The sequence below is a fragment of the Denitratisoma sp. DHT3 genome (genome assembly GCF_007833355.1).
Lineage (GTDB): Bacteria > Pseudomonadota > Gammaproteobacteria > Burkholderiales > Rhodocyclaceae > Denitratisoma.
This window is the reverse complement of the sequence record NZ_CP020914.1, coordinates 2,907,017-2,931,965: the sequence shown is the minus strand read 5'-3', so window position 1 is coordinate 2,931,965 and position 24,949 is coordinate 2,907,017. Positions and strand designations below refer to the sequence as shown.

The 24,949-nt window shown below is 66.9% G+C and carries 24 protein-coding genes; 19 read left to right on the top strand and 5 right to left on the bottom strand.

Translation table 11 applies throughout. The annotated features are described in order from the left end of the window. Positions 1 to 129: 129 nt before the first annotated feature. Complete coding sequence (locus B9N43_RS13505) at positions 130 to 1,056, bottom strand: LysR family transcriptional regulator (protein ID WP_222428738.1); 927 nt, start codon at positions 1,054 to 1,056, stop codon at positions 130 to 132. A 119-nt stretch (positions 1,057 to 1,175) separates the two neighbouring features. On the opposite strand from B9N43_RS13505, the gene B9N43_RS13500 reads away from it, so the two are divergent. From B9N43_RS13500 to B9N43_RS13455, 10 genes are all read left to right on the top strand, one after another. Then, a complete protein-coding gene (locus B9N43_RS13500) occupies positions 1,176 to 1,601 on the top strand; it encodes a nuclear transport factor 2 family protein (protein ID WP_145842706.1) in 426 nt (141 codons plus the stop codon). A 93-nt stretch (positions 1,602 to 1,694) separates the two neighbouring features. Beyond that, the gene (locus B9N43_RS13495) at positions 1,695 to 2,450 is read left to right on the top strand and encodes an SDR family NAD(P)-dependent oxidoreductase (RefSeq protein WP_145842705.1); all 756 of its coding nucleotides are present in this window, start codon (positions 1,695 to 1,697) and stop codon (positions 2,448 to 2,450) included. Between the two features lie 26 nt (positions 2,451 to 2,476). Further along, positions 2,477 to 3,367: an LLM class F420-dependent oxidoreductase gene (locus tag B9N43_RS13490; RefSeq protein WP_145842704.1), complete on the top strand. Its 891-nt coding sequence runs from the start codon at positions 2,477 to 2,479 to the stop codon at positions 3,365 to 3,367. Between the two features lie 198 nt (positions 3,368 to 3,565). Next, a complete protein-coding gene (locus B9N43_RS13485; protein WP_145842702.1) occupies positions 3,566 to 4,417 on the top strand; it encodes an SDR family NAD(P)-dependent oxidoreductase in 852 nt (283 codons plus the stop codon). A gap of 24 nt (positions 4,418 to 4,441) precedes the next feature. Next, a complete protein-coding gene (locus B9N43_RS13480; RefSeq protein ID WP_145842701.1) occupies positions 4,442 to 5,275 on the top strand; it encodes an SDR family NAD(P)-dependent oxidoreductase in 834 nt (277 codons plus the stop codon). 35 nt (positions 5,276 to 5,310) lie between these two features. Beyond that, a complete protein-coding gene (locus B9N43_RS13475; RefSeq protein WP_145842700.1) occupies positions 5,311 to 6,096 on the top strand; it encodes an enoyl-CoA hydratase in 786 nt (261 codons plus the stop codon). Beyond that, the gene (locus B9N43_RS13470) at positions 6,093 to 6,917 is read left to right on the top strand and encodes an SDR family NAD(P)-dependent oxidoreductase (RefSeq protein WP_145842699.1); all 825 of its coding nucleotides are present in this window, start codon (positions 6,093 to 6,095) and stop codon (positions 6,915 to 6,917) included. The genes B9N43_RS13475 and B9N43_RS13470 overlap by 4 nt, the downstream gene beginning before the upstream one ends. A gap of 25 nt (positions 6,918 to 6,942) precedes the next feature. Beyond that, positions 6,943 to 7,971 carry a TIGR03617 family F420-dependent LLM class oxidoreductase gene (locus tag B9N43_RS13465; protein ID WP_222428737.1) on the top strand — a complete coding sequence of 343 codons (1,029 nt, stop codon included), beginning with the start codon at positions 6,943 to 6,945 and terminating at the stop codon, positions 7,969 to 7,971. A gap of 13 nt (positions 7,972 to 7,984) precedes the next feature. Then, entirely contained in the window at positions 7,985 to 8,431 is a 447-nt protein-coding gene (locus B9N43_RS13460) for a carboxymuconolactone decarboxylase family protein (RefSeq protein WP_145842698.1), read from the top strand. Positions 8,432 to 8,464: 33 nt separating this feature from the next. Further along, positions 8,465 to 8,992, top strand: coding sequence for a carboxymuconolactone decarboxylase family protein (locus B9N43_RS13455; protein WP_145842697.1), 528 nt, complete (start codon positions 8,465 to 8,467; stop codon positions 8,990 to 8,992). Positions 8,993 to 9,245: 253 nt separating this feature from the next. Here the strand turns inward: B9N43_RS13455 and B9N43_RS13450 are convergent, their stop codons facing one another. Continuing rightward, positions 9,246 to 9,749 carry a TrmB family transcriptional regulator gene (locus B9N43_RS13450; RefSeq protein WP_145842696.1) on the bottom strand — a complete coding sequence of 168 codons (504 nt, stop codon included), beginning with the start codon at positions 9,747 to 9,749 and terminating at the stop codon, positions 9,246 to 9,248. Positions 9,750 to 9,850: 101 nt separating this feature from the next. Here B9N43_RS13450 and B9N43_RS13445 point away from each other — a divergent pair, with 101 nt between their 5' ends. The 9 genes from B9N43_RS13445 to B9N43_RS13405 all read left to right on the top strand — a co-directional run bounded on the left by B9N43_RS13445 (position 9,851) and on the right by B9N43_RS13405 (position 20,322). Continuing rightward, positions 9,851 to 10,750: a TIGR03619 family F420-dependent LLM class oxidoreductase gene (locus tag B9N43_RS13445; protein WP_145842695.1), complete on the top strand. Its 900-nt coding sequence runs from the start codon at positions 9,851 to 9,853 to the stop codon at positions 10,748 to 10,750. 213 nt (positions 10,751 to 10,963) lie between these two features. Then, entirely contained in the window at positions 10,964 to 11,386 is a 423-nt protein-coding gene (locus B9N43_RS13440; protein WP_145842693.1) for a nuclear transport factor 2 family protein, read from the top strand. A 97-nt stretch (positions 11,387 to 11,483) separates the two neighbouring features. Continuing rightward, positions 11,484 to 12,242 carry a coenzyme F420-0:L-glutamate ligase gene (gene cofE / locus B9N43_RS13435; protein ID WP_145842692.1) on the top strand — a complete coding sequence of 253 codons (759 nt, stop codon included), beginning with the start codon at positions 11,484 to 11,486 and terminating at the stop codon, positions 12,240 to 12,242. After that, on the top strand, positions 12,239 to 13,192 hold the full coding sequence (cofD, locus tag B9N43_RS13430) for a 2-phospho-L-lactate transferase (RefSeq protein ID WP_145842691.1): 954 nt from the start codon (positions 12,239 to 12,241) through the stop codon (positions 13,190 to 13,192). Before cofE ends, cofD begins: the two co-directional genes overlap by 4 nt. Next, complete coding sequence (gene cofC / locus B9N43_RS13425; protein ID WP_145842690.1) at positions 13,189 to 13,836, top strand: 2-phospho-L-lactate guanylyltransferase; 648 nt, start codon at positions 13,189 to 13,191, stop codon at positions 13,834 to 13,836. The genes cofD and cofC overlap by 4 nt, the downstream gene beginning before the upstream one ends. 128 nt (positions 13,837 to 13,964) lie before the next feature. Next, positions 13,965 to 16,322 (top strand): 5-amino-6-(D-ribitylamino)uracil--L-tyrosine 4-hydroxyphenyl transferase CofH, encoded by a 2,358-nt coding sequence (cofH, locus tag B9N43_RS13420; protein WP_222428736.1) that lies wholly within the window; start codon positions 13,965 to 13,967, stop codon positions 16,320 to 16,322. A gap of 131 nt (positions 16,323 to 16,453) precedes the next feature. Continuing rightward, the gene (locus B9N43_RS13415; protein ID WP_145843577.1) at positions 16,454 to 17,068 is read left to right on the top strand and encodes a methyl-accepting chemotaxis protein; all 615 of its coding nucleotides are present in this window, start codon (positions 16,454 to 16,456) and stop codon (positions 17,066 to 17,068) included. Between the two features lie 10 nt (positions 17,069 to 17,078). Then, on the top strand, positions 17,079 to 18,200 hold the full coding sequence (locus B9N43_RS17715) for a methyl-accepting chemotaxis protein (RefSeq protein ID WP_222428735.1): 1,122 nt from the start codon (positions 17,079 to 17,081) through the stop codon (positions 18,198 to 18,200). Positions 18,201 to 18,570: 370 nt separating this feature from the next. After that, on the top strand, positions 18,571 to 20,322 hold the full coding sequence (locus B9N43_RS13405; protein WP_145842687.1) for a PAS domain-containing sensor histidine kinase: 1,752 nt from the start codon (positions 18,571 to 18,573) through the stop codon (positions 20,320 to 20,322). 50 nt (positions 20,323 to 20,372) lie between these two features. Here B9N43_RS13405 and B9N43_RS13400 read toward each other — a convergent pair whose 3' ends face one another. From B9N43_RS13400 to dprA, 3 genes are all read right to left on the bottom strand, one after another. Continuing rightward, a complete protein-coding gene (locus B9N43_RS13400) occupies positions 20,373 to 22,949 on the bottom strand; it encodes a DNA topoisomerase III (protein WP_145842685.1) in 2,577 nt (858 codons plus the stop codon). 216 nt (positions 22,950 to 23,165) lie between these two features. Continuing rightward, positions 23,166 to 23,636 (bottom strand): DUF494 family protein, encoded by a 471-nt coding sequence (locus tag B9N43_RS13395; RefSeq protein ID WP_145842684.1) that lies wholly within the window; start codon positions 23,634 to 23,636, stop codon positions 23,166 to 23,168. A gap of 12 nt (positions 23,637 to 23,648) precedes the next feature. Next, entirely contained in the window at positions 23,649 to 24,797 is a 1,149-nt protein-coding gene (dprA, locus tag B9N43_RS13390) for a DNA-processing protein DprA (protein WP_145842683.1), read from the bottom strand. Between the last annotated feature and the right edge of the window lie 152 nt (positions 24,798 to 24,949).

Below are 24,949 nucleotides of genomic sequence, written 5' to 3'. Positions count from 1 at the left end.
CCATATCTGCGGCAATATGTCGCAGTGCAATATACCGGCGCCTCGCCAGGATGTGGTTGATCTGCGTCAATCGATCGGAACATCACCCGATAGGCCGGAGAGCATGGCGCTGGCGCACCCTGACCGCCCTCACCTGGGCATCGGCGCGAGCACCTGCGCCAGCTGCTCGCGCAGCCAGCGATTGGCCGGATCGCCGTCGGCCGAACCGTGCCAGTAGAGGTAGAGTTCCATGCCCGGCAGGGGTAGCCCCACCGGCGGCGGCAGCACCTGGTTGTCATAAGGTGCGGCAAGGCATTCCGGCGCCAGTTCAGCCGGCATGGTCAGGATCAGGTCGGTTTCGGCGACGATGCGACAGGCGGCCAGATAGTCCTGGCAGCGCAGGCGGATGCGGCGCTGCATACCCAGGCGGCTCAGTTCGGTATCCAGCAGGCTGTCGCCCTGCCGTATCGACGTCACGTGGATGTGTTGCTGCGCAAGATAGGTTTCCAGATCCAGCCCGGGCCCCACCGTCGGATGGTCCTTGCGGGCCAGCACCACCCGCTGCTCGACGACCAGGGGCTGATGCAGGACCTGGGTCGAGTGGGGCAGCAGGATGTCCAGCGCCAGGTCCATCTTGCCCGATGCGAGCCGCGACTCCAGCTGGGCCCGGTCGTAGGAAACGGTCACCAGGTCGATGCAGGAAGCCTCCAGCACCCGCCGCATCAAAGGCGGCAGGAAGGAGGATTCCTCGCCGCCGGGCAGGCCGACGGTCAGGATGCGCTGGGCCTTGCCCGGATCGAAGCTGAAGGCCCGGCTCAAGGTACCGTCGAGGGTCCGCAGCGAGCTGGCGATGGGCTCGACGATGCTGCGCGCCATCGGCGTCGGCACCATGGCATGGCCCTGCCGCGTGAACAGCGGGTCGCCGAACAGCGTCCGCAGCCGGCCCAGGGCGTGGCTGATCGCCGGCTGGGTCAGGTTCAGACGCGCGCTGGCCCGCGTCACGCTGCCCTCGGTATAGATGGCCTCGAACACCACCAGCAGGTTCAGATCTATTCTCGCCGTGTTGATTGTCTTCATGCCCGCCTCCCGGGTTCACTAGATCATCAATGATACTTATACAGGAGCATTCCAATTCTTCATTTGATTGATTGTAGGCCAGTCCATACACTGGCGCCCAATCGAGCCAACCAGGGGGAATGATGCCGAACCCGAGCCTTGACCTTGAGGACCGCCTCGCGATCCAGGATCTGCTGTTCCGCTACGCTCGCGCCGCCGACACCCGCGACGTGGCCGCCTTCGCCGGCTGCTTCCGGCCCGGCCGGGTGCACATCACCGGCCCCGGCTTCGAAGTGCGGGACGCCCAGCAGAACATCGATACCCTGGCGTCCATGTTCGAATGGACCATGCACAAGGTGCACAACCACGAATACACGGTGCGGGACGCCCAGGCGCAAGGCTACTGCTACTGCGTCGCCACCCACGTGAAGCGCGAGCAGGGCCGGCGCGTCAAGATCGACTGGCACATCCGCTACGAGGACGAGCTGGTCCGCGCCGACGGCGCCTGGCGCTTCGTCAGGCGGCATCTGGACGTGGGCCTGATCGAAACCCTGCCGCTGGACTGATCCGCACCGGATACCACAACGACACGCGGAGGAGGAGACCCCCGCCAGTGTCCACCCGCCGGCCGCGCCGGCTTTTTTCGACAGGAGCACAGAATGAAACGACTCGCAGGCAAGGTGGCGCTGATCACCGGCGGTGGCAAGGGCGTGGGCAAGGGTATCGCGCTGGCCCTGGCGGCCGAGGGCGCCAGGGTGGCCATCGCCGGCCGCACTTTGGAGACCCTGGAGGACGCCCGCCGCGAAATCGAGGCCCGGGGCGGCGACGTCCTGACGGTCCAGTGCGACGTGAAGGACCCGGATTCCCTGCGGCAATGCGTGGATAAGGTGGTCGGCCATTTCGGCGGACTCAACATCCTGGTCAACAACGCCCACCAGGTACCCCTGGGCACCCTCAACCAGATGAGCGACCAGATTTTCGACGACGGCTGGGCCTCGGGTCCCCAGGCCACCTTCCGCCTGATGAAACTGTGCTACCCCCATCTGAAGGGCGACGGCAACATCATCAACCTGGCCAGCGCCGCCGGCCGCCGCTGGGACTCCACCGGCTACGGCTGCTACGGCGCCACCAAGGAGGCGATCCGCCAGCTGACCCGCGCCGCCGCCTGCGAATGGGGCGCCGACGGCATCCGCACCAACGTGATCCTGCCCCTGGCCGAGTCCGAAGGCCTCAAGGGCTGGACCGCTGCCCGGCCGGCCGAGGCCGCCGCCTATTTCGCCACCATCCCGATGCGCCGCGTCGGTGAATGCGAGGGCGACATCGGCCGCTTCGTCGCCACCCTCTGTTCCGACGACTGCCGCTACGTGAACGGCCAGAGCATCGCCCTGGATGGCGGTCAGGCCTTCCTGGGCTGAGTCGGCTGATTTTTCGAGGAGACAACATGAAACTTTCCATCGGCCTCTTCGGCCTGCAAAACTGGTTCAGCGGGGATTTCTCCTCCGTCGTGGACGTGATCCGCATCGCCGACCGCAAGGGCGCCGACCAGGTGAGCCTCACCGACCATGTGGTGATGGGCGAACAAGTGGATCGCTATCCCTATGGCGCTTTCCCTGCGCCGCTGGATACCCCCTGGTACGAGCCCATCACGGTGCTCGCCGCCATCGCCGGGGCGACAGAACGCATCCGCCTGTCCACCGGCATCTTGATCTCGCCCCTGCGACCAGCGGTGCTGTTGGCCAAGCAACTGGCAACCCTGGACGTGATGTCCCGGGGCCGGGTGGAGATCGGTATCGGCACCGGCTGGCAGCGGGAGGAATACGAGGCCGCCGGCATCGACTTCGAAAAGCGCTACCGCATCATGGACGAGCAGGTGCGGGTTTGCCGCGCCCTCTGGTCCGAAGCCCCGGTAAGCTTCCAGGGCGAGACGGTGCAGCTGGAACGCATTCACCAGTGGCCGCGGCCGGTGCAGCCGCGCCTGCCGATCTGGTTGGGCATCGCTCCCACGCCGCGCAACTGCCAGCGCATGGCGGAACTGGCCGACGGCTGGATTCCCATGCTGCAGGCGCCGAAAGCGCTGGCCACGGGACTCGCCGACATCCGCGCCGCCTTCGATGCGCGGGGCCGCGATTTCGCCGGTTTCCAGACCCGGGTGGTGCTGCCCGGCGTGTTCCGCGCCGACGGCACGCCGGACCTCGCCGCCACCCTGGCCCAGATCCCGGCCCTGAGGGCGGCCGGCGTCACCATGGTGGAAATCCTGCCCCTGATTTTCTGCCGCGGCCCCGACGACATGGAGAGCTTCCTCGACCAGGCCCTCGACGCGGTGAAAGGCTGACTTTCATGATGCAGAAAGAACGCCCTGCATCATGAGGCTCGCCCCCCTTCGCCCCCCTCCGGGGGGTTCGATACGGCTCGCCGCGCTCGATATCACGGGGAACGCTGTAGCAGCACCGAGAGGATGCGGCTGGCGCCGCGTGCCGCTTCTCCTTGGGGCGACCCAGCGGAAAAGCTCATTTTTCACTCTAATAAAATCATGACGACAACAAATCTGCGGAGTGCCCTCGATTTCAGCGGCAAGGTTGTCCTCGTCACCGGCGGCGGTGGCGGTATCGGCCGCGGCATCGCGGAAGGCTTCAGCCAGTGCGGCGCTTCCGTCGTTGTGGCGGAGATCGATCCGGCCCGCGCCGCGGCCGTGCGTGAAACCCTCGGCCCCGAGGCCCTGGTGTCGGTCACCGATGTGCGCGACAGTGCTCAAGTGAAAGATCTGCTCGCCGCCGTCGAAACCCGTTACGGCCGGCTGGACGTGCTGGTGAACAACGTCGGCGACTTCCTCGGCATCGTCAAGCCGCTGGAGGATTACACCGACGATGATTTCGACGCGCTGTTCTCCATCAACCTGCGGCAGATCTTCCAGGTCACCCGCACGGCCCTGCCCCTGATGAAAAAGACCGGCCCCGGCGGCAGCATCATCAGCATCTCATCCATCGAGGCCTTCCGCGGCATCCCCATCAACATCGTCTATTCCGCCTTCAAGGCCGGCATCGTCGGCTTCACCAAGAGCCTGGCGGTGGAACTGGGCCAGAGCGGCATCCGGGTCAACGTGATCGCCCCGGAGACCACCGAGTCGGAGCAGGTCCAGCCTTCCGTCTGGATCCCGCCCCAATACCAGGAGCACATCGCACGCTGGATTCCCCTGGGCCGTTTCGGCGCTCCGGCGGATACGGCGGGCTGCGCCCTGTTCCTCGCCAGCCCGCTCTCGGGCTGGGTCACCGGCACCACCATCAATCTCGACGGCGGTGCCCTGGCGGCCGGCGGCTGGTACCGCACGCCCCAGGGTGGCTGGACCAACGTGCCGGTGATCACCGGCGGCGGCATGGCTTTTTGAACCCGAATCTGTAAAGGAAAAACAATGCGCAAAGTTGCCATCGTCACCGGCGCCACCCGTGGCATCGGCAAGGCCGCCGCCATCAGTCTGGCCCGGGAGGGCTTCGACGTGGTCATCACCGGCCGTACCGTCAAGGAAGGCGAAGGCACCGCCACCATGCCTTATGCCGCCGACGGCCAGCAGGTGGCCGTGCCCGGCAGCCTGGAGACCACCGCCGCCGCCATCCGCGCCCTGGGCCGCGAAGCCCTGCCGGTGGTGATGGACGTTCTCGACCGCAGCACCATGGATGCCGTGGTGGGAGAGACCCTGGCCCAGTGGGGCCGCATCGACCTGCTGCTCAACAACGCCCTCTACCAGGGGCCGGGACTGATGTTCCCCTTCGCCGACTTCACCTTCGAGCAACTGGAAAAGAGCGTGCTGGGCAATCTGGTGAACCAGGCCTACCTGGCCCGTCTGGTGCTGCCGGTGATGATCAAGCAGGGCGGCGGCACCTACATCAGCCTGAGTTCCAACGCCGCCGTCTCGCCCCCGCCGGCCCCGCCGGGCAAGGGCGGCTGGGGTTTCGTCTACGGCGCACCGAAATCCGGCTTCCACCGCATCGCCGAATTCCTCCACGTGGAGCACGCCAAGGACGGCATCCGGGCCTTCAATGTGGAACCAGGCTACACGGTGACCGAAGCCACCGTCGCCATGTTCGGCCCCGGTTCGGCGGCCGACTTCAACCGCCAGGCCACCACGCCGGAAACCACCGGCGACGTGGTGGCCTGGCTCGCCACCCGGCCTGAAGCCAACGAGTTGGCCGGTACCCTGATCGGTTCGCCCGGTTTCTTCAAGAGCCGCGGCATCGTCTATCCCTGATCCAACGCGTCATCACGCATTCCCAGGAGCATCCCATGTCTGAACCCGTACTGCTGCTGCAAAAAGAAGGCCCGGTGGGCATCGTCACCCTCAACCGACCCGACGCCATGAACGCCTTTTCCGCCGAGCTGCGCCTGGCGCTGGGCCAGGCTTTCCGCGAACTCAAGGCCGATCCGGAGATTCGCGTCGCCATCGTCACCGGCGCCGGCCGGGCGTTCTGCGCCGGCATGGATCTGAAGGAGTTGAGCAGCGGCAGCGATGATGCCTCGGGCTTCGACAAGAGCGTGGTGGGCCAGGACATGGCCGAGGCCATCGCCGAATTCGAGGGGCCGGTGATCGCCGCCGTGAACGGCCACGCCGTCACCGCCGGCTTCGAACTGGCCCTGGCCTGCGACATGATCATCGCCTCGACCAACGCCAAGTTCGCCGACACCCACGCCCGGGTCGGCATCCTCCCCGGCTGGGGCCTCTCGGTGCGCCTGCCGCGCCTGATCGGTATCAACCGCGCCAAGGAAATCAGCTTCACTGGCAACACCGTCACCGCGGCCCAGGCTTATGAATGGGGCCTGGCCAACCGCGTGGTCGCGCCGGAGGAACTGCTGCCCACCTGCATGACCATCGCCCAGCAAATGGCCAGCTGCGTGCCCCATGTGCTGAAGGGCTACAAGAAGCTGATCGACGAGGGCTATGGCATGCACGTGCCGGATGCACTGAAGGCCGAGAAGCTTGCCGGCATCGAGTCGGCCAAGCAGGTCAGCGCCGCAACCATCGCCACCCGCCGCGAGGGTGTGTTCAACCGGGGCAGGGAGCAAGGCAAATGAGGGCCCTCGAAGGCAAGTCCGTCATTCTCACCGGCGCCGGCGGCGGCATCGGCCGCCCCACCGCCCTGATGCTGGCCGCTGCCGGCGCCCGGGTGGTCATCAGCGACATCCACGAGGCCAACCTGGCGGAAACCCTGGGCCAGGTGAAGCAGGCGGGCGGCGAAGCGATCGCGGTCCGTGCCGACGTCACCCGCGAAGACGACATCCGCGCGCTGGTGCAAGCCACGGTGAATGCCTTCGGCGGCGTGGACGTGCTGGTGAACAACTGCGGCAACAGCTTCCACAAGGACCGCGACATCCTGTCGATGGAGGCCGACATCTGGGACGCCACCATGGCCCTGAACGCGCGGGCGCCGATGCTGTGCTGCAAGCACGCGATCCCCGAAATGTTCAAGCGGGGCGGCGGCGCCATCGTCAACATCACTTCCGGCGCCGCTCTCTCGGGGCAATTGGGCATCCCGGCCTACAGCGCCGCCAAGGCCGCGGTGATCTCCCTGACCCGCTCCGTCGCCACCCTCTACGGCGCCCAGGGCATCCGCTGCAACGCCATCGCTCCCGGGCTGATCCTCCATGACCGTCTGGCCGCCGTGTTTCCCCCGGAACAGATCCGCATAGATGCGGAAAACATCTTGAGTCCGCGCGCCGGCACCCCGGAAGACATCGCCCACGCGGTGATCTTCCTCGCCTCCGACGCCGCCGCCTTCATCAACGCCCACGTGATGCCCGTGGATGGCGGCCTCCTGGCCCATACGCCGACCTATGCCCAGACCCGGGCGATGGGCTCGGCAGGCCCCAACATCAGCAAAGACAAAGAACGCTGAATCAACGCCCTCTGGAAAACTCATCATGGAAATCTTCGCCGCAACTCCCGAAACCCAGGGCCTGGACACCATCGGCGCCTTCGCCCGCCGCGTCGAGGCCATGGGCTACGACGGCATCTTCGTGCCCGACGCCATCCACGACGGCATGCTGCTGGCCTGCCAGGCCCTGGCCGCCACCACCCGCCTGAAAGTGGGCATCTCGGTGCTGGTGGCCTTCCCCCGCAGCCCGATGAACGTGGCGCTGGCCGCCTGGGACCTGCAGAAGATGTCCGGCGGCCGCTTCGAGCTGGGCCTGGGCACCCAGATCCAGCAGAACATCGAGGATCGCTATTCCGCCCGCTGGCTGCCGCCGGCGGCCGGCATGGCCGAATACATCGGCGCCCTGCGCGCGATCTTCAAGAGCTTCCGCACCCGCGAGCCGCTCAATTTCGTCGGCGAGTACTACAAATTCACCCGGCTCCAGCCCTTCTTCAATCCCGGCCCCATCGACGCGCCCGACGTGCCGATCATGATGGGCGCGGTGGGGCCGAAGATGTTGAATCTGGTGGGATCCGCCGCCGACGGCATGCACACCCACCCCACCAACACCTCGTCGCGCTACCTGCGCGAAGCCATCCTGCCGCGCATCGTCGAAGGCATGGCCAAGCGCGATCCGGCCTTGAAGCCACCGATGATCTGCGCCAACGAGCTGGTGGCCTGCGGCCCCGACGATGTCACGGTGAAGGCGGAACGGGAGCGCTTCCGCGGCATCCTGGCCTTCGTCTTCTCCACCCCGGCCTACTGGCCCAGCCTGGAACTCTTCGGCTGGAAGGACGTGGGCAAGAACCTGTTGCAGATGACCCGCGAAGGCCGCTGGAAGGAGATGGCCGGCGCGCTCTCCGACGAGGTGCTGGATGAATTCCTGGTCACCGGGCGCTACGAGGAACTGCCCGAGGCCCTGGCCGCCCGCTTCGAGGGCCTGGTGGGGCGGATCACGCTCACCGTGCCCAACGATCCGAACCATGACGCCGCCCACGGCAAAGCCATCGCGGCGATCCGGGCGCGCTTCGGCTAAAAAGACCTCCCTCATGCACACCAGCCCCACCAGCCTCGACCTTGCCCCGGCCCTGGCGCCGGCCGGCGCCACCGCTGATGCCCTGGAGGACCTGTGGCAGGCGCTGTGGGCCCAGCCCCATGTACCGGCCCCCGTGCTGGAACTGTGCCGCCTGCGCCTTGCCGGCCTGCACGGCCTGGCGGAGGAAACCGCCTTGCGCCATCCGGCGGCCCGCCTGCCGGAAGGAAAAATCGCCGCCCTGCTCGACGGCAGCTTCCCCCGGCATCCCGACTTCTCTCCCGCCGAGCGGGCCGCCCTGGATTTCGCCGAGATTTATTTCCAGGATGCCAAGGCCATCAGCGATGAACTGGCGGCCGAGGTTTCCCGGTATTTTGGAGAACCGGGCCTGGTGGCCCTGTTAACAGCCCTGGGTCATATCGATGGTCGCTTGCGCCTGGCCCGATTCTTCTCCCACCTTTAAACGACTTCGCCGCCGACGCCCAAGGAGAGCGCCATGAGCAAACCCCGCGTGACTCCGCCTGCCGGGAAAACTGGCCATATGCTGCGCGACAGCGCCATGGGACTGGTGCCCGCAATCGCGGATGCCTACATCCGGCTCTTCGACAGGATCTGGCACAACGAGGCCATCAGCCCCTCCCTGGTGGAAATGCTTCGACTGCGCAATGCCCGCATCGTCGATTGCGTGCTCTGCCGCAGCGTGCGCTACGACATGGCCCGGGCCGATGGCCTGAGCGAGGAAAAGGTGGACCAGATCAACGACGACTACGCCCACAGCAGCCTGAGCCAGCGGGAGAAGCTGGCCCTGGCCTTCGCCAACAGCTACCTGAAGCAGGCCGGCGCTGTCGATCCCGCAACGGTAGCGGCCCTCAAGGCGGAATTCTCCCCGGCGGAACTCGCCCAGATGGCGATCGCGCTGATGACCTGCCACGCCGGCAGCCGCTACGCGATCGGCCTGGGCGGCCTGCCGGAGACCATGCCCCTCATGGAGATGAGGGTCGATCGGGTGCTGCTGGGAAGCTAGCCTCCGTTGAGGCGGATGGCCGAGAACGGCCAACTATTGTCGTATGTCCCTGCGGCAGATCAGTCATTCGAGCGACCGCTTCACTCTGAAACCGGGCATGCGGCCTACGCAAAAAACTCGCTCAACGTGGGCATTCACCTGTATAGGCAATAGCCTGTCAATCCTTCACTCCGCCATTCAAACTGCCCCCTCCAAACCTGGGGCGCTTCAGCGTCGTGGCATAGCGGCAAGGAGCGATAGGGGCGGGCAGCGCTCAGTGCTGCTTCTTAATCGTATCCAGTACGCCCTGGACCTCCCGGGAGGATTCCAGCAGATCCTGCACCACCTCCAGGGAAAAGTCGTGGAACAGTTCGATGGAGCTATGCGTCACCACCAGCTTGTCCAGGTCCTCGCGCATCAGCCAGCCCGTCTCCTCCAGTTTTTTCACCTTGCGCCGCACGGTCTCCCGCGGAATGCCGGTGGCCTCGCTGATCGACAGAGCATTGCAGGGCGTGATCCGTTCCCGCTTCAGCCGTTCGAGAAAGGCTTGCCATTGCTCCGGGGCCTTGCCCTGCTGGGCGGCCAGGGGCCGCAGCACCCGGCCGATGTTGCGCAGGCAGATCTCGCCGAACACCAGGCCCATGATCAGATCGCCGTCGAAGTGCTGATAGGCTTTGCGCAAATAGCCGATGAGGAAGCGGCTGGCGAGGGTGGCCACCAGCAGCGTTTCGTCTGTAAGGGGCGCGACCAGAGGCTGTGCAGGTGTTGGCTGGGACATGGCGGGCCGAAACAGGGATCTGAAAGTGTTCAGGTTGCCTTGATCCCGGCCTCATGTCAAAGTTGCGCCGTTCTTCCATGCCCACCACCGGAGCACGACCGATGAAATTCTGGCTCTCCCTGATGCCCATCAAGGAAACCGGGCAGCTCACCGAAATCGCCAGCTTCGCCGAGGCGCTGGGTTATCACGGCATCACCATGGCCGACCACCTGGTGATGCCCACCCGCATTGAAAGCAGATATCCCTACACCGAGGACGGCAAGATGTGGTGGCCGCCGGATACGCCCTGGCTCGACCCCTGGATCGCCCTGGCGGCGATGGGCGCGGCGACCCGGCGGCTCAAGCTGGGCACCAACATCTATCTGGGCGCCCTGCGCGACCCGTTCACCGTGGCGAAGGCGGTCGCCACCCTGGCCGCGCTGTGCGGCGACCGCGTGATGTGCGGCCTGTCGGTGGGCTGGGTCAAGGAGGAATATGATCTGGCGGGCATCGACTTTCCCTCACGCGGCCGCCGCATGGACGAACTGATCGCGGTGATGAGGAAGCTGTGGAGCGGCCAGGAGGCCAGCCATCAGGGCGAGTTCTTCCGCTTCGAACACGCCGTGATGCACCCCGCGCCCGGCGCGCCAATTCCCATCTGGTGCGGCGGCGGCAGCGCACCGGCCCTGCGCCGGGCGGCGCTGAACGACGGCTGGCTGGGCGTGCCCCTGTCCCTGTCCCAGTTGAAACCGGTGCTCGCCTCGATGCGGGAAACCCGCCGCGAGGCCGGCCTGCCGCTGGACACCTTCTCCCCCTGCGTCGCGCTGGCCCAGGCCCTCAAGCCCGCCGTGGTCGAGGAACTGCACGCGCTGGGCGTCCATGACACCACCTGCATCGCCCCCTGGATGCTGTCGCCCTGGGGCGCCACCAAGTGGATCGACGATGGCGACGACATCCGCGAGCTGGACGTGAAGAAGAAAGCCATGGAACGCTTCGCCAACATCGTGATCCGGCAGTTCTAGTGAGAAGGCTCGCCCCCCTTCGCCCCCCTCCGGGGGGGCGGTACGGCTCGCTGCGCTCGGGTGTTTGGGGGCGCTTCGTGGCGGCACCGATGGCGTTGCGGCTTCGCCGCGTGCCGCTTTTCCTTGCGGCGGCGCGGCGGAAAAGCTCCATTTTCACGCCAACCTCTTTTCGACCACCAAAACCACCATCAAAACCAGAAGGAGAAGACAACCATGAGTGATGCCGTCAATGCCGCCCAGGCGGCCAGCCGCAACTCGATGAAATACGTGATCGCCGGCGACCGGGCGAACTGGGTCGAGCTGTTCGCCGAGGACGCGGTAATCCAGGACCCGGTCGGCGAGTCCCCGCTGGACCCGACGGGCCTGGGCCATCGCGGCAAGGAGGCCATCGGCCGCTTCTGGGACGCCACCGTCGCCGCCGGCCCGATGCGCCTGGAAATCCTGAACACCTTCCCCTGTGCCGACGAATGCGCCAATCTGGTGAAGATGGAGCGCGACCTGCCTGGCGGCAAGGTGCTCGAACACCTGATGATCGTGGTTTACCGCGCCAATGCGGCCGGCAAGATCGCCTCCCTCAAGGCCTACTGGGAATACCCCAAACTGGCGGCCCGGCTCGCCGCCCTGATGACGCCGTAAGCCGGCCTGGTTTCCCGGCGTCCCGGCCACAAGGGCTGCCAAGTAGTCGATAATCGAGGGTTTTTCGACCCGCCGCAGCCCTCTGCCCGAACCACCCATGACCGCATCCATCAGCTTCACCGCCCTGCCGGGCATCGGCGAAATTCGCGCCGGCGACGACCTGGCCGGAATCGCCTGCGCGGCGCTGGCCCGCATTCCTGTCCAGCCCCGGGAACGCGACGTTCTGATCGTGGCCCAGAAGGTGGTCTCCAAGTCCGAGGGGCGCCTGGTGCAGCTGGCCGACGTCAGCCCCTCGCCGCGCGCGCTGGAACTGGCCGCCGTCACCGGCAAGGATCCGCGCGTGGTGGAGCTGGTGCTGGCCGAGTCGCGTGAAGTGCTGCGGGCCAAGACCAATGTGCTGATCGTGCGCCACCGCTGCGGCTTCGTGATGGCCAACGCCGGCATCGACCGCTCCAACGTCGAAGGCGCGGACGTGGCGCTGCTGCTGCCGCTGGATGCCGACGCTTCCGCCGCCGCGCTGCGCGATGCCCTGCGCCAGCGCCTGGGGTGCGACCTGGGCGTGATCGTCAGCGACAGCTTCGGCCGCGCCTGGCGCCACGGCGTGGTCAACGTGGCTCTGGGCTGCGCCGGGCTGCCGGCCCTGATCGACCGCCGCGGCGAGGCCGACCGCCACGGCCGCATCCTGGAAGTGACCCAGGTGGCCTACGCCGACGCCATCGCCGCCGGCGCGGCCCTGGCCATGGGCGAAGGCGCCGAGGGCACGCCGATGGTCCTGGCGCGCGGCCTGTCCTGGAGCGCGCCGGACAACGACGGCCAGGCCCTGATCCGGCCGCTGGAAGAGGACATGTTCCAATGAGCAGTGCAAACCAGCCACGGAACGTTGTGGCGCTTTCCGGCGGCATCGGCGGCGCCAAGCTGGCGCTGGGCCTGTACCGGGTGCTGCCGCGTGGCGGCCTGACCGTGATCGCCAACACCGGCGACGACTTCACCCACCTGGGGCTGCACATCTCGCCCGACGTCGACACCGCGCTCTACACCCTGGCGGGCCTGGCCAACCCGGTGCTGGGCTGGGGACGCCGCGACGAGACCTGGACCTTCATGGCGACCCTGGAGCGTCTCGGCGGCGACACCTGGTTCCGCCTCGGCGACGGCGACCTGGCGCTGCATGTGGAGCGGACCCGGCGCCTGGCCGCCGGGGAGACGCTGAGCCGGGTGATCGCCGGCGTCGCCGAACGGCTGGAGATCGCCGCCCGCATCGTGCCGATGAGCGACGATCCGGTGCGCACCCGCGTGCGCACCGCCGAAGGCGAGCTGGACTTCCAGGAATACTTCGTCCGCCATCAGTGCCGGCCGGTGGTGACCGGCATGGGCTACGCCGGCGCCCAGAACGCGCGGCCGGCGCCGGCCATCGCCGCGGCCCTGGCGGACCCGGCGCTGGAGGCCGTGGTCCTCTGCCCGTCGAACCCCTACCTGAGCATCGCGCCGATCCTCGCCGTACCCGGCATCCGCGAGATGCTGGCGGCGACGGCGGCACCGGTGATCGCCGTCTCGCCGCTGATCGGCGGCAAGGCGGTGAAGGGGCCGACGGCCAAGATCATGACCGAACTGGGTATTCCGGTTTCTCCGGCGGCGGTGGCGGATTACTATGGAAACCTGATCGATGGCTTCATCCTCGACCAGCGCGACGCGGCGCTGGCGAGCGGGTTGAAGCCGAAAGTGAAACTGGCGGACACCCTGATGAACACCCTGGAAGACCGCGAGCGGCTGGCGCGGGAGTGCCTGGCTTTCGCGTCGGAACTGCGATGACGCCGCAAGGTTGCTGGGCCCTGATCCCCGTCAAGACCCGCAGCGCGGGCAAGGGCCGGCTGGCCGGCGTGCTCGCGCCGGCGCCGCGCCAGCGCATGGCGCGGCTGATGCTGGAAGACGTGGCGCGCGCGCTCGGCGATGCCGAAAGCATCGCCGGCATCGCCGTGGTCAGCGCCGAGGCGGTGGAGCTGGGCGAGCGCGTCCTGCATCTGGACGACCCCGGCGCCGGCCTCAACGCCGCCGTCGACGCCGGCGCGGCGGCGCTGGCGTCGCGCGGCGCGACGGAACTCGTGGTGCTCCACGGCGATCTGCCGCTGCTCACCGCCGCCGATGTGGACGCCCTGGTGGCGGCCGGTCGCGAGACCGGCCTGGCGCTGGCGCCGGACCGCGACAATCAGGGCACCAACGCCATCCATCTGGCGCTGCCCAGCGCCTTCCGTTTTCATTTCGGCGCCATGAGCTTCGCCCGCCATCAGGCCGAGGCCACGCTGATCGGCAAGACGCCGGCCATCGTCAAGCGGGCCGGGCTGGGCTTCGACGTGGACGAGCCGCGGGATCTGCAACGACTGATCGCGGAGGGAGGCAGCCGCTACGCTTTCCTCCTGGATGCGCTGACAGACATGACTTTTCAGAAGACATCCTGAAAGATGGGCGCCATGTCCGTTTTCCCTCATCTCTCACCCCCGCCCCCGTCCCGCAAGCGGACGAGGAAAGCTTTCTGAAGTCGCCGCGCGACTTTTATGGAATGGAACCAGGAATGCACGCAACAGCCATGAACGCCATCATCGCCGCCGCCCGCGCCGGACAACGTCCCTGCCGGGAGGACGCCCTGCGGCTGGCGGCCTGCGACGACCTGCCGGCCCTCATGGCGGCGGCGGAGGCCCTGACCCGCGAAGGCTTCGGCCGCATCGTCACCTATTCACGCAAGGTGTTCATCCCGCTCACCCAGCTGTGCCGCGACGTCTGCCATTACTGCACCTTCGCCCAGCCGCCGCGCTCGCTGGAGAACCCCTACCTGTCGCCGGAACAGGTGCTGGCGATCGCCCGCGCCGGGGTCGCCGCCGGCTGCAAGGAAGCCCTGTTCACCCTCGGCGACAAGCCCGAATTGCGCTACGGCGCCGCCCGCGCCGCGCTTGACGAACTGGGCTACGCCAGCACCCTGGACTATCTGGAGGCGATGGCCCGCCTGGTCTACGAGGAGACGGGCCTGCTGCCCCACCTCAACCCCGGCATCATGAGCGCCGAGGAAATGGCGCGCCTGCGCAAGGTCTCCTTCTCCATGGGCATCATGCTGGAGTCCGCCTCGCCGCGCCTGTGCGAGAAGGGCGGCCCGCACTTCGGCTCCCCGGACAAGGATCCCGCCACGCGCCTGGCCTGCCTGCGCGCCGCAGGCGAGCTGGCGGTGCCCTTCACCAGCGGCATCCTGATCGGCATCGGCGAGACCCGCGGCGAACGCATCGAATCCCTGCTCGCGCTGCGCGACCTGAACGACGAGTTCGGCCACATCCAGGAAGTCATCGTCCAGAACTTCCGCGCCAAGCCCCACACCAAGATGGCCGAGGCGCCCGAGCCGCCGCTGGCGGAGCATCTGTGGACCCTGGCCGTGGCGCGGCTGATCTTCGGCCCGACGATGTCGATCCAGGCGCCGCCGAATCTGCAACGCGACGACCTGGCCGCCTTGGTCGGCGCCGGCGTCAATGACTGGGGCGGCGTGTCCCCGGTGACCCCGGATCACGTGAATCCGGAGGCGCCCTGGCCGCATCTGGTGGAGCTGGCGACGGAAACCACCGCCGCCGGCCGCCACCTGGCCGAACGCCTGGCGCTGGCGCCGGCCCACGCGATGCGGGCGACGCGCTGGCTGGACGCCGCGCTGGTGCCGGCGCTCCTGGCGCGCATCGACATTTTCGGCCGCGCCCGCACCGACAGCTGGCACGCCGGCGCCGGCGACCCGATGCCGGTGCATGCCGCGTCGTGGGTGGATGCCGAGCGGCCGCTCCAGGTGCACGCGGAGATCGCCGCCATCATCGACAAGGCCCGCGCCGGCGCCGACCTCTCGGAAGCCGAGATCGTCGCGCTGTTCGCCACCGAGGGCGACGACTTCCGTGGCGTGCTGCGCGCCGCCGACCAGCTGCGGGCCGAGGTGGTGGGCGACGGCGTCTCCTACGTGGTGAATCGCAACATCAACTACACCAACATCTGCTCCTACCGCTGCAACTTCTGCGCCTTCGCCAAGGGTCGCGCCACCCCGGAATTGCGCGGCCCGGCCTACCGGCTCGATCCGGCCCAGGTCGCCGAGATCGCGGCCGAGGCCTGGGACAAGGGCGCCACCGAAGTCTGCATGCAAGGCGGCATCCACCCCGAGTACACCGGCCACACCTACCGCGAGATCGTCGCCGCGGTGAAGGCCCGGGTGCCGGGCATGCACCTGCACGCCTTCTCGCCGCTGGAGATCCACCAGGGCGCCACCACCCTGGGCATGACGCTGCACGACTACCTGCGGATGCTGAAGGAGGCCGGACTGTCCACCCTGCCCGGCACCGCCGCCGAGATCCTCGACGACGAGGTGCGGGCGGTGATCTGCCACGACAAGATCAACACCGCCCAATGGCTGGAAGTGGTCCGCGCCGCCCACGAGGTGGGGATCAAGACCACCGCCACCATCATGTACGGCCACGTGGACCGCGCCGAGCACTGGGCGCGGCACCTGCTGCACGTGCGCAATCTGCAGAAGGAAACCGGCGGTTTCACCGAGTTCGTGCCCCTGGCCTTCGTGCATATGGAGGCGCCGATGGGCCGCCGCGGCAAGTCGCGCGCCGGTCCCACGCTCAAGGAATCGCTGCTGATGCACGCGGTGGCGCGGCTGGCGCTGCATCCGCTGATCCCCAACATCCAGACCTCCTGGGTCAAGATGGGCGGCCAGGGCGCTGCCCTGTGTCTGCAGGCCGGCGCCAACGACCTGGGCGGCGTGCTGATGTACGAATCCATCACCCGCTCGGCCGGCGGCACCAACGGCCAGGAGTTCTCGATCCAGGCGCTGGAGAAACTGGCCAGGAGCGTCGGCCGCCGCCCCTGGCGTCGTACCACCCTCTATCAGGAAACCGCGCAACCCCGCAGCAGCCAGGTCGCCTGAACGCTCTCCCCCCTTCGCCCCCTCCGGGGGGCGATACGGCTCGCTGCGCTCGGACGTTTGGGGGCGCTTCGTGGCGCTACCGATAGGTTGCGGCTGGCGCCCAGGACCAGGTGCAGCTCGCCCAGGTCAGCATGGAGCAGAGCACGGCGGCGACGGGACGCGTGGTGGATGCGGTGCAATCGTCGAGCGACACCATCGCCGATCTCGATCAGGCGATCGCCAAGATCGGCGGCATCACCCAGGTGATCCAGGAAATCGCCGACCAGACCAATCTGCTGGCGCTCAATGCGGCGATCGAGGCGGCCCGGGCCGGCGAGATGGGACGCGGCTTCGCGGTCGTCGCCGACGAAGTGCGCAAGCTGGCGGAACGCACCACGACATCGACCACCGACATCACCGCCACCGTCGCGGAAATCCGCAAAGTGACCGATGCCACCGTAATCTCCATGAACCACGCGGTCACCGAGGTCGAACAGGGCATCGGCATGGTCCGTGCAAGCATGGCCGGCCTCGACCGGATCACCTCCACCAGCGCCGAGGTGACCGGCATGGCGCGCCATATCGCCGATGCCGCCAACGAACAGACGGCGGCGGCCGAGCTGGTGGCGAGTAATATGGAGCAGATCGCCACGCTGATCGACGACAACCTCGCAGCCGTACAAGGGGCGAAGCAGGCCGCCGACACGCTCAAGGAAACCGCGCATGAGCTGCGCCGGGTGGTCGGTCAGTTCAAAGTCATCGGATAAGGAGATTCAGATGTTTTTTTCGGCATCCAGACAAAAACTCGAACAGCTCACAGCGGCGAATCGCCAGCTGGAAGCGCGACTGTCGACCCAGCGGGACGAACTGGCGGCAGAGCGCACGGCGCGGGAGGCTGCCGAAGCACAGCTGAAACAGATGGTGGATGCCCTCGAACAGTCCCAGCGGATTTATCACACCATGCAATCCTTCGGCGAATCCTTCCTGGAGATTCAGCGCTCCCAGTTGGCGATCGCCAACACCATGCAGGAGGAAAAGCGGCATGCCGTCGAGGCCGCCACGGTTTCCGGGGCAAGCCGCCAATCCATGGAAAAGATCGCCGGCAATCTGGCGGCCCTGGCGGCGGACACCTCGTCCATGACGGGCAATGTGGAGACGCTGACGGAGCGCGCCAACCAGATCGGCGGCATTGTCCAGCTGATCCGCGAAATCGCCGACCAGACCAATCTGCTGGCGCTCAACGCGGCGATCGAGGCGGCCCGGGCCGGCGAGCAGGGACGGGGCTTCGCCGTGGTGGCCGACGAGGTGCGCAAACTCGCCGAGCGCACGGCGACGGCCACCAACGAGATTGCCACCCAAGTCAGCGCCATCCAGGACGAAACCCGGGAAACGCGCGGCCAGATGGAGCAATGGGCCCAGCGCTCGGCGAGCTTCGGCGACGAGGGCAACGCGGCCACGGCCGACATGCAGGCGCTCACCACCCTTTCGCAGCGCATGGAGGGGACCATCGCCGCGGCGGCGCTGCGCAGCTTCGTGGAAGTCGCCAAGATCGACCATCTGGTCTACAAGTTCGAGGTCTATCGGGTGCTGATGGGTGTATCGCAAAAGAGCGTCGCGGATTTCGCCACCCACACCCATTGCCGGCTGGGCAAGTGGTACTACGAAGGCGAGGGCCGCAATTGCTTCTCGAAGCTGCCAGGTTTCTCGGACATGGAAGCGCCGCACCGGCGTTTCCACGATGCCGGGCAGACGGCGCTGCGCCTGTTCCAGGAGAAAGAGCAACAAGCATGCTTCGCGCGGATCGACGAGATGGAGGAGACCAGCCACGAGGTACTGGCCTGCCTCGAGCGCATTGCCGCCAGCGCCGAGGGCGACATCGCCCTGCTTTGCCACGACTGAGCCGGAAGCCCGCCGGTGGCCTCGACGCCAGGGCACTGTGCTTCTCCAGCGCCGCCAGAAGCACCGGATGATCCTTGAAACCTAGGCTCAAACGACTCTCTCTGCGCCCTCTGTGGCTTGCGGTACGGTTTTCAGGAGGATGCGCTTCGAGCTGGGCACGCGGCGAAAGGAGGAAAAATACCGATAACCGGGAATTTCGTCTTTCCCGTCTGGGTGCGCCGGGTCAAAATCGACCTGTCCACATCGAAAGGGCACGGCAGGGCGCGTTGGAAGAGGTGATCGCCGCACCCCCGGTGGCGGGTCGGCGCAGCTAGGCCGTATACCTCGACAACTCCGTCCATGACCGGCTCTCGTCCTGGAGCCATCGTTGATGACGCGCCCTTCTTCGCCATTGCCACACCGTCGCCTCCTCGTTCTCGCCGCCTGCGGCGTCTCGGTATTGTTGGTCGCCTGGCTGCTGTTCTCCGGGATCGAGGGGGAAGCCGGCATCGGCCCCACCGATCCGCGGCGGCACTGGCTGATGGCCCCGAATCGGCTGCTGCCGGCGCTTGCCGTCATGGTGATCTGTCTTCTGTTCCTGGCGGCTATCGATCGCCGACGCGGCACGCAGCCGGCCGCCGTGTTGCGCGCAGATTCCCACCCATTGCAACTCGCCCCTGAACAGATGGCCCACCTTCTGGAGTTCAGCGACGACGTCCTCTGGCTGATGGACCTCGAGGGCGATCGGGTTTACACCAGCCCCGCGGTGACGCGTCTGCGCGGCTATACGCCGGAAGAGGTGGCCGAACTGCCGCTGGAACAGAATTTCGCCACGGGCTCGGCGGCCCTCTTTCACGAAATGTTGCGCCAAGCCCGATTGAGCCAGGGCCACCCCCTCCCGGCACGCCAAATGGAAATGCTGCGCAAGGACGGCTCCACCGTCTGGTGCGAAATAAGCGCCTACGTCTTGCCCGGGACGGAGGATCAACCCGGATACCTGGTGGGGGTGGTACGCGACATTTCCGAGCGGAAACGGGCGGAAAACCGGCTGAAAGAGCGAGAGGCGTTGCTGTCCAGCATCTTCCGCAACAGTCCGTGCGGCATCAGCCTCACCCGGGTCGCGGATGGGCGTCTGCTGGATGCCAACCAGGCCTGGTTGACGATGTTCGGGCTTTCCCGGGAAGAAGCCGTCGGCCATACCAGTGGTGAGCTGGATCGCTGGGTGATGCCGGAAGAACGGCAGCGGATACTGGAAGCGATGAAAACGCAGGGCTACGTGCGCAATGCCGAAGCTTGTTTCCGTCATGCATCCGACCAGACCTTCGACGCCCTGGTCTCCGCCGAATCGGTCCGCATCGGCGATACCGAGTATTTCGTCGGCATCACCAGCGACATCAGCGAATACAAGCACCTGAACACCCAGCGCCTGTCGGCCCAGCATGAACGGGCGACCCAGGCGGAATTCCGGGAGCAGGCCAAGACCCGCTTCCTCGCGGCCGCCAGCCACGACCTGCGGCAACCGGTGCAGGCCGCGCGTCTTTTCCTCGACCTGCTCGGGAAAAGCAGCCTGAACGAGCGTCAGCAGCAACTCTGCCGGCAGATCGGCACCGCCGTGGAATCCCTGGGCTCCCTGCTCGATTGCCTATTGGACATCACCCGCATAGACGCGGGCGGCATGGCGATCCGTATGCGGGACGTGGAAGTGATGGAGATCATGGCGCAGATCAATGAGGAATTCGCCTCCCTGGCGCTGGCCCGGGGACTGCGTTTCAAGCTGTTTTTCCCACAGGCGGCACAGGTGCGTACCGACCCGCAGCTGCTCAACATGATTTTGCGCAATCTGGTCGGCAACGCCCTCAAATACACGCAGCGGGGCGGGCTGCTGGTGAGCGTCCGCTATCGCCAGGATCGGGTGGTGCTGCAAGTATGGGATACCGGCATCGGCATCGCTCCCGAACATCAGGAACGCATTTTCGAGGAGTTCTACCAGATCGATAATCCGCACCGGGACAATGCGCAAGGCCTGGGACTGGGCCTGCCCATCTGCCAGCGGCTGGCGCGTCTGCTCGACACCGGCTTGAGCTACCGTTCCTGCCCAGGACGCGGTTCGGTCTTCGAACTGACGCTGCCCCGCGTCCGCTGAAAGCGGCGGCAGCTCCGCAAACACCTGACCCGGCGCCAGCGGAGGCCAGCTCAGGCTTTCGCCCGGGGGGACGCCTTGGCGGTCGTTTTGCTGCCGGCGCGTTTCTTCGGCGCGGCCTCGCCGTCCGATGTCTTGCCGGCTTTGGCGTCCTTGGGTACCTTGGGTGCCTTGGCCTCGAATTCGAAGCCCACCTTGCCGTCCTTGCCGCGCACCAGGAAGGCGGAGAACTTGCGACGGGTGCGGGCCGAGATGAAGCCCTTCAACAGGCTGGTACGGCCTTCCTCCAACAGCTTCTGCATCTCGCCGCGGCCGATTTCCTGCTGCAGGATCACCTTGCCGGAACGGAAATCGCAGGTCCGGACAGCGCCCACCGACTTCTCGCAGACATAGCTCATGCCGTGCTCGAAGACCCGGGCGCCGCACTTGGGACAGGTGCCCAGGGGCTCCTGGCCGGAGAAATCGACTTCCTCGGCCTCGCCCTCGCCGTTGGACTGGCCGAAATCGAATTCGGGCATCTTCTCGCCATTGAGCTTGATGATCGCCGCGAAGGCCCGTCCCATCTTGCTGCGGAAACCCTGGAGGGGGCCGACGACGCCCTTGGAGAGGAGTTCCTCCATCTCCTCGGGCTCCCACTGTCGGCTGGCGACGACCTTCCACAGCTTGTAGTCGCAGCCCTGGCACTCGAACTTCTTGTAGCCTTCGCGGATCTGCCCGCCGCAGCGGGGGCAGGGCGTCTTCAGCGTCGAGAATGCCTCGTCGGGCAGCTCGCCGTGCTTGATCCGATCCACCATCTCCCGGGTCTTGCCGCTGATGTGGCTCATGAACTCGTCGCGGGCCAGCTTGCCCTGCTCCATCAGCTTGAGCTTGTACTCCCACTCGCCGGTCAGCTCCGGGGAACGGATCTCGTCCACCCCCAGCTTTTCCAGGGCGAACAGGAGGGAGAATGCCTTGGCGGTGGGCTGCAGTTCGCGCCCGTTGCGGTGGATGTATTCCTCGGTGATCAGGCCCTCGATCGTCGCCGCGCGGGTGGCCGGCGTGCCCAGGCCCCGCTCGGACATCGCTTCCCGCAGCTCCTCGTCCTCCACCAGCTTGCCGGCGCCTTCCATGGCGGTCAGCAAGGTGGCTTCGGAGAAGCGGGGCGGCGGCTGGGTGGCCTTGCCCTTCACCTCGACGTCATTGGCCCAGACCCGCTCGTCGGCTTCCAGCGGCGGCAGGTTGGAATTCTCCTCCTCGCCCCCGCTCTGGGCTTCCTTGCCATACACCGCCAGCCAGCCAGCATTGACCAGCACCTTGCCCTCGGTCTTGAAGGCCTCGCCCTCGACCCGGGTGATGCGGGTGGTGACGTTGTATTCGGCGGCGGGGAAGAAAATGCCCAGGAACCGCTTCATCACCAGGTCGTAGAGCTTCTGCTCGGGCTCGGAGAGGCTCTTGGGCACGACGCCGGTGGGAATGATGGCGAAGTGGTCCGAGACCTTGGCGTTGTTGAAGATGCGCTTGTTGGGATGGACCCAGCCGTTCTTCAGTATCTGGTCGGTGAAGCGGCCGTAGGACGTTTCCGCGAGGTTGCCCAGGGTGTCCTTGACGGTGGCGATGTAGTCCTCGGGCAGGTGGCGCGAATCGGTCCGCGGATAGGTGAGGACCTTGTGCTTCTCGTACAGGGCCTGCGCCAGCCCCAGGGTGTTCTTGGCGGAAAAACCGAAGCGGCCGTTGGCCTCCCGCTGCAGGGAGGTCAGGTCGTAGAGCATCGGGCAGGCCTCGGTCTTGGGCTTGCTCTCCTCTTCCACCTCGCCGTGCTTGCCCAGGCATTTCTTGCGGATGGCCTCGGCCTTGGCCTGCTCCCAGAGACGTTCGGCCTTGGCGTGCTCATCGTCCGACTTCCTGAATTTCTCGTCGAACCAGCGCCCCCGATAGATGCCGGCGACCGCCTTGAATTCGGCCTCCACTTCCCAATAGTCGCGGGAAACGAAGTTGCGGATGCGGTTTTCCCGCTCCACCAGGATCGCCAGGGTCGGCGTCTGTACCCGTCCGACCGGCGTCTTGTAGAAGCCGCCTTCGGCGGAATTGAAGGCCGTCATGGCCCGCGTGCCGTTGATGCCGATCAGCCAGTCGGCCTCGGAGCGGCAGCGGGCGGCATCGGCCAACGGCAGCATTTCCACATCGGAGCGCAGATGGGCGAAGCCGTCACGGATCGCGCCGGTGGTCATCGACTGCAGCCAGAGCCGGCGAATCGGCTTGTCGCCCTTGGCGCCCAGCGCGTGCTGGGCGACGTAGCGGAAGATCAGTTCGCCTTCCCGTCCCGCGTCGCAGGCATTGATCAGGGCCACCACGTCCTTGCGCTTGATCAGGCGGGTCAACAGCTTGAGCCGGTCGGCGGTTTTCTCGATCGGGTTCAGGGTGAAGCGGGGCGGAATCACCGGCAGATGGGTGAAGGTCCACTTGCCCCGCTTGACCTCGTACTCCTCGGGCACCGCCAACTCCAGCAGATGGCCGATGGCGGAGGAGAGCACGTAGTTCTCGCTCTCGAAATAGTCCCCCTGGCGCACGAAGTGCTCGTCCATGCCGCCAAGCGCTTTGGCGATATCCTGGGCGACCGAGGGTTTTTCGGCAATGATCAGTTGTTTGGTCATGCGCTCGCGTGAAACAGCAAATTGAAACGGCAAGTCAGGCGGCCACCTCCCCCGTCGGGGAAGGCATGAAGGGGGCGGGCCTCCTTCATGCCAGTACCCGTTTCACTTTTCGCGGATGGAGCCTGCATCATGGGCACTGGCTGCGCCTGGGGACCCGTAGGAGCGCGGCATGATAGGCCGCCGCCCGGCCCGAAGCAAGCCAGCCCGGGCCGGCGCTCAATGACAGAGACGCGCCTCCCCGTCCTCTTCTTCCTCGCCCTCCGTGAGCAGCTCTTCCAAGACGAGGGCATCGAATTCCTGCTGATGCCGCCACATCACGGTGAGCACGATGACCTTCAGCTTGGACAGCGAGACTTCACCGTCGGTCAGGGCCAGCGCCCGCTCGATCACCGCCTCGCGGGTCTCCGCATCGAGGGTGCCCGCCTGTTCGAGGAACAGCAGAAAACCCCGGCATTCCAGAGGCAGGCGCGCCATTTCCTGCGCGTCGTACAGCCGCAGCGCCTCGCTCTGGGAACGCAGGCGCACCACGGCGCTGTCGCGCCGGTCCAGCCCCGCCAACCAATCCAGGGCCTCGGAGATCTCATCCTGCTCGAAGCCCGCCGCGGACAACTTGCGGGCCAGGGCATCGGGTGCCGGACAGGCTTCCGGCAGATAATTTTCAAACAGATAAACAAGGATTTCGATCATTTTCGGGCGCCTTCACGCAAGTCGCTGATACAGGCCGCCGGGCAACTGCTCGATGCGGCCTTCCAGTTCCAGCGGCAACAGCATCGCAAGAAGGGTGTCCGCCGTCAAGCCGGTGCGCTGTACCAGGACATCCAAAGTACAGGGGTCGCGACCGAGAGCGGGCAGGAGGCTCTCCTGCCCGCTCTCGGTCGAAGCCTCGGGCAAACCAGTGCCCCCACTCCCTACCCCCCGCCCCGGGGCGGGGGCGGGGGAAAGCGCCTCCCCGCCGGATTCGGCGAGGGACGTTTCCCAGCGAAGTTCTTCGAGAACGTCCTGGGCCGATTCGACCAGTTTGGCGCCCTGCTTGATCAGCTTGTGACAGCCCTTGGACTGGGGCGAGTGGATGGAGCCGGGGATGGCGAACACCTCTCGACCGGCTTCCGCGGCCAGGCGGGCGGTGATCAGGGAGCCGCTGCGCTCGGCCGCCTCCACCACCAGGCAGCCCCGCGCCAGGCCGGCGATGATGCGGTTGCGGCGCGGGAAGTTGGCGGGCAGGGCCGGCGTACCGACGGCAAACTCGCTGACGATGACGCCCCGCTCGGCGATCTCCCGCGCCAGTTCGGCGTTGCGGGCCGGGTAGATGCGGTCGGGACCGGTGCCGATCACCGCGATCGTCGAGCCGGCGCCATCCAGGCCGCCCCGATGCGCGGCGGCATCGATGCCCAGCGCCAGGCCACTGACGATGGTCAGCCCTCGCTGCGACAGGCTGGCGGCGAACGCCTGGGCGTTGGCTTCGCCCTGGCGGGTGCTGTTGCGGCTGCCGACCACCGCCAGGGAAGGCCGCCCCAACAACTCCACGCGCCCTTTGACATAGAGCAGGGGCGGCGGATCGTCGCCGTCCAGCAAGCTGCGCGGATACCCGGGGTCGGCCAGGGTCAGCAGCCGGTTGCCGGGTTCGTCCAGCCAGGCCAGGCCCGCCGCCAGGGCATCGTCGGCCGCATCCCCGCGATCGAGGATGCGGCGGGCGAGCGCCTCGCCCACCACGCTCCCCAGGGCTGCCGCACTGGCGGCGAAAATCGTCTCGGGCAGGCCGAATGCCTTCAGCAGCAAGCGCTGGGACGCGCCGCCAAGGCCGGGTACGGCAGCCAGTCGCAGCCAGTCCCGCACTTCGTCCCGAGTCATGGCGATCAGTCCTTAGTGTGAAAGAACGCAAAAACGGAGCGTGTGGTGACTTCGAGCGCAGCGAGCCATGCCGTCACCTCCCCCGGCGAGAGGGGCGGAGGCGGGATTTCGCAAAGCACTGCTTTGCGCCGCCGTAGCCGGTCGGCTGTGCA

Excerpts from the sequence above, each read along its gene's own strand:
- B9N43_RS13505 (WP_222428738.1), bottom strand. The coding sequence starts at position 1,056 with ATGAAGACAATCAACACGGCGAGAATAGATCTGAACCTGCTGGTGGTG.
- B9N43_RS13500 (WP_145842706.1), top strand. The coding sequence starts at position 1,176 with ATGATGCCGAACCCGAGCCTTGACCTTGAGGACCGCCTCGCGATCCAG.
- B9N43_RS13495 (WP_145842705.1), top strand. The coding sequence starts at position 1,695 with ATGAAACGACTCGCAGGCAAGGTGGCGCTGATCACCGGCGGTGGCAAG.
- B9N43_RS13490 (WP_145842704.1), top strand. The coding sequence starts at position 2,477 with ATGAAACTTTCCATCGGCCTCTTCGGCCTGCAAAACTGGTTCAGCGGG.
- B9N43_RS13485 (WP_145842702.1), top strand. The coding sequence starts at position 3,566 with ATGACGACAACAAATCTGCGGAGTGCCCTCGATTTCAGCGGCAAGGTT.
- B9N43_RS13480 (WP_145842701.1), top strand. The coding sequence starts at position 4,442 with ATGCGCAAAGTTGCCATCGTCACCGGCGCCACCCGTGGCATCGGCAAG.
- B9N43_RS13475 (WP_145842700.1), top strand. The coding sequence starts at position 5,311 with ATGTCTGAACCCGTACTGCTGCTGCAAAAAGAAGGCCCGGTGGGCATC.
- B9N43_RS13470 (WP_145842699.1), top strand. The coding sequence starts at position 6,093 with ATGAGGGCCCTCGAAGGCAAGTCCGTCATTCTCACCGGCGCCGGCGGC.
- B9N43_RS13465 (WP_222428737.1), top strand. The coding sequence starts at position 6,943 with ATGGAAATCTTCGCCGCAACTCCCGAAACCCAGGGCCTGGACACCATC.
- B9N43_RS13460 (WP_145842698.1), top strand. The coding sequence starts at position 7,985 with ATGCACACCAGCCCCACCAGCCTCGACCTTGCCCCGGCCCTGGCGCCG.
- B9N43_RS13455 (WP_145842697.1), top strand. The coding sequence starts at position 8,465 with ATGAGCAAACCCCGCGTGACTCCGCCTGCCGGGAAAACTGGCCATATG.
- B9N43_RS13450 (WP_145842696.1), bottom strand. The coding sequence starts at position 9,749 with ATGTCCCAGCCAACACCTGCACAGCCTCTGGTCGCGCCCCTTACAGAC.
- B9N43_RS13445 (WP_145842695.1), top strand. The coding sequence starts at position 9,851 with ATGAAATTCTGGCTCTCCCTGATGCCCATCAAGGAAACCGGGCAGCTC.
- B9N43_RS13440 (WP_145842693.1), top strand. The coding sequence starts at position 10,964 with ATGAGTGATGCCGTCAATGCCGCCCAGGCGGCCAGCCGCAACTCGATG.
- cofE (WP_145842692.1), top strand. The coding sequence starts at position 11,484 with ATGACCGCATCCATCAGCTTCACCGCCCTGCCGGGCATCGGCGAAATT.
- cofD (WP_145842691.1), top strand. The coding sequence starts at position 12,239 with ATGAGCAGTGCAAACCAGCCACGGAACGTTGTGGCGCTTTCCGGCGGC.
- cofC (WP_145842690.1), top strand. The coding sequence starts at position 13,189 with ATGACGCCGCAAGGTTGCTGGGCCCTGATCCCCGTCAAGACCCGCAGC.
- cofH (WP_222428736.1), top strand. The coding sequence starts at position 13,965 with ATGAACGCCATCATCGCCGCCGCCCGCGCCGGACAACGTCCCTGCCGG.
- B9N43_RS13415 (WP_145843577.1), top strand. The coding sequence starts at position 16,454 with ATGGAGCAGAGCACGGCGGCGACGGGACGCGTGGTGGATGCGGTGCAA.
- B9N43_RS17715 (WP_222428735.1), top strand. The coding sequence starts at position 17,079 with ATGTTTTTTTCGGCATCCAGACAAAAACTCGAACAGCTCACAGCGGCG.
- B9N43_RS13405 (WP_145842687.1), top strand. The coding sequence starts at position 18,571 with ATGACGCGCCCTTCTTCGCCATTGCCACACCGTCGCCTCCTCGTTCTC.
- B9N43_RS13400 (WP_145842685.1), bottom strand. The coding sequence starts at position 22,949 with ATGACCAAACAACTGATCATTGCCGAAAAACCCTCGGTCGCCCAGGAT.
- B9N43_RS13395 (WP_145842684.1), bottom strand. The coding sequence starts at position 23,636 with ATGATCGAAATCCTTGTTTATCTGTTTGAAAATTATCTGCCGGAAGCC.
- dprA (WP_145842683.1), bottom strand. The coding sequence starts at position 24,797 with ATGACTCGGGACGAAGTGCGGGACTGGCTGCGACTGGCTGCCGTACCC.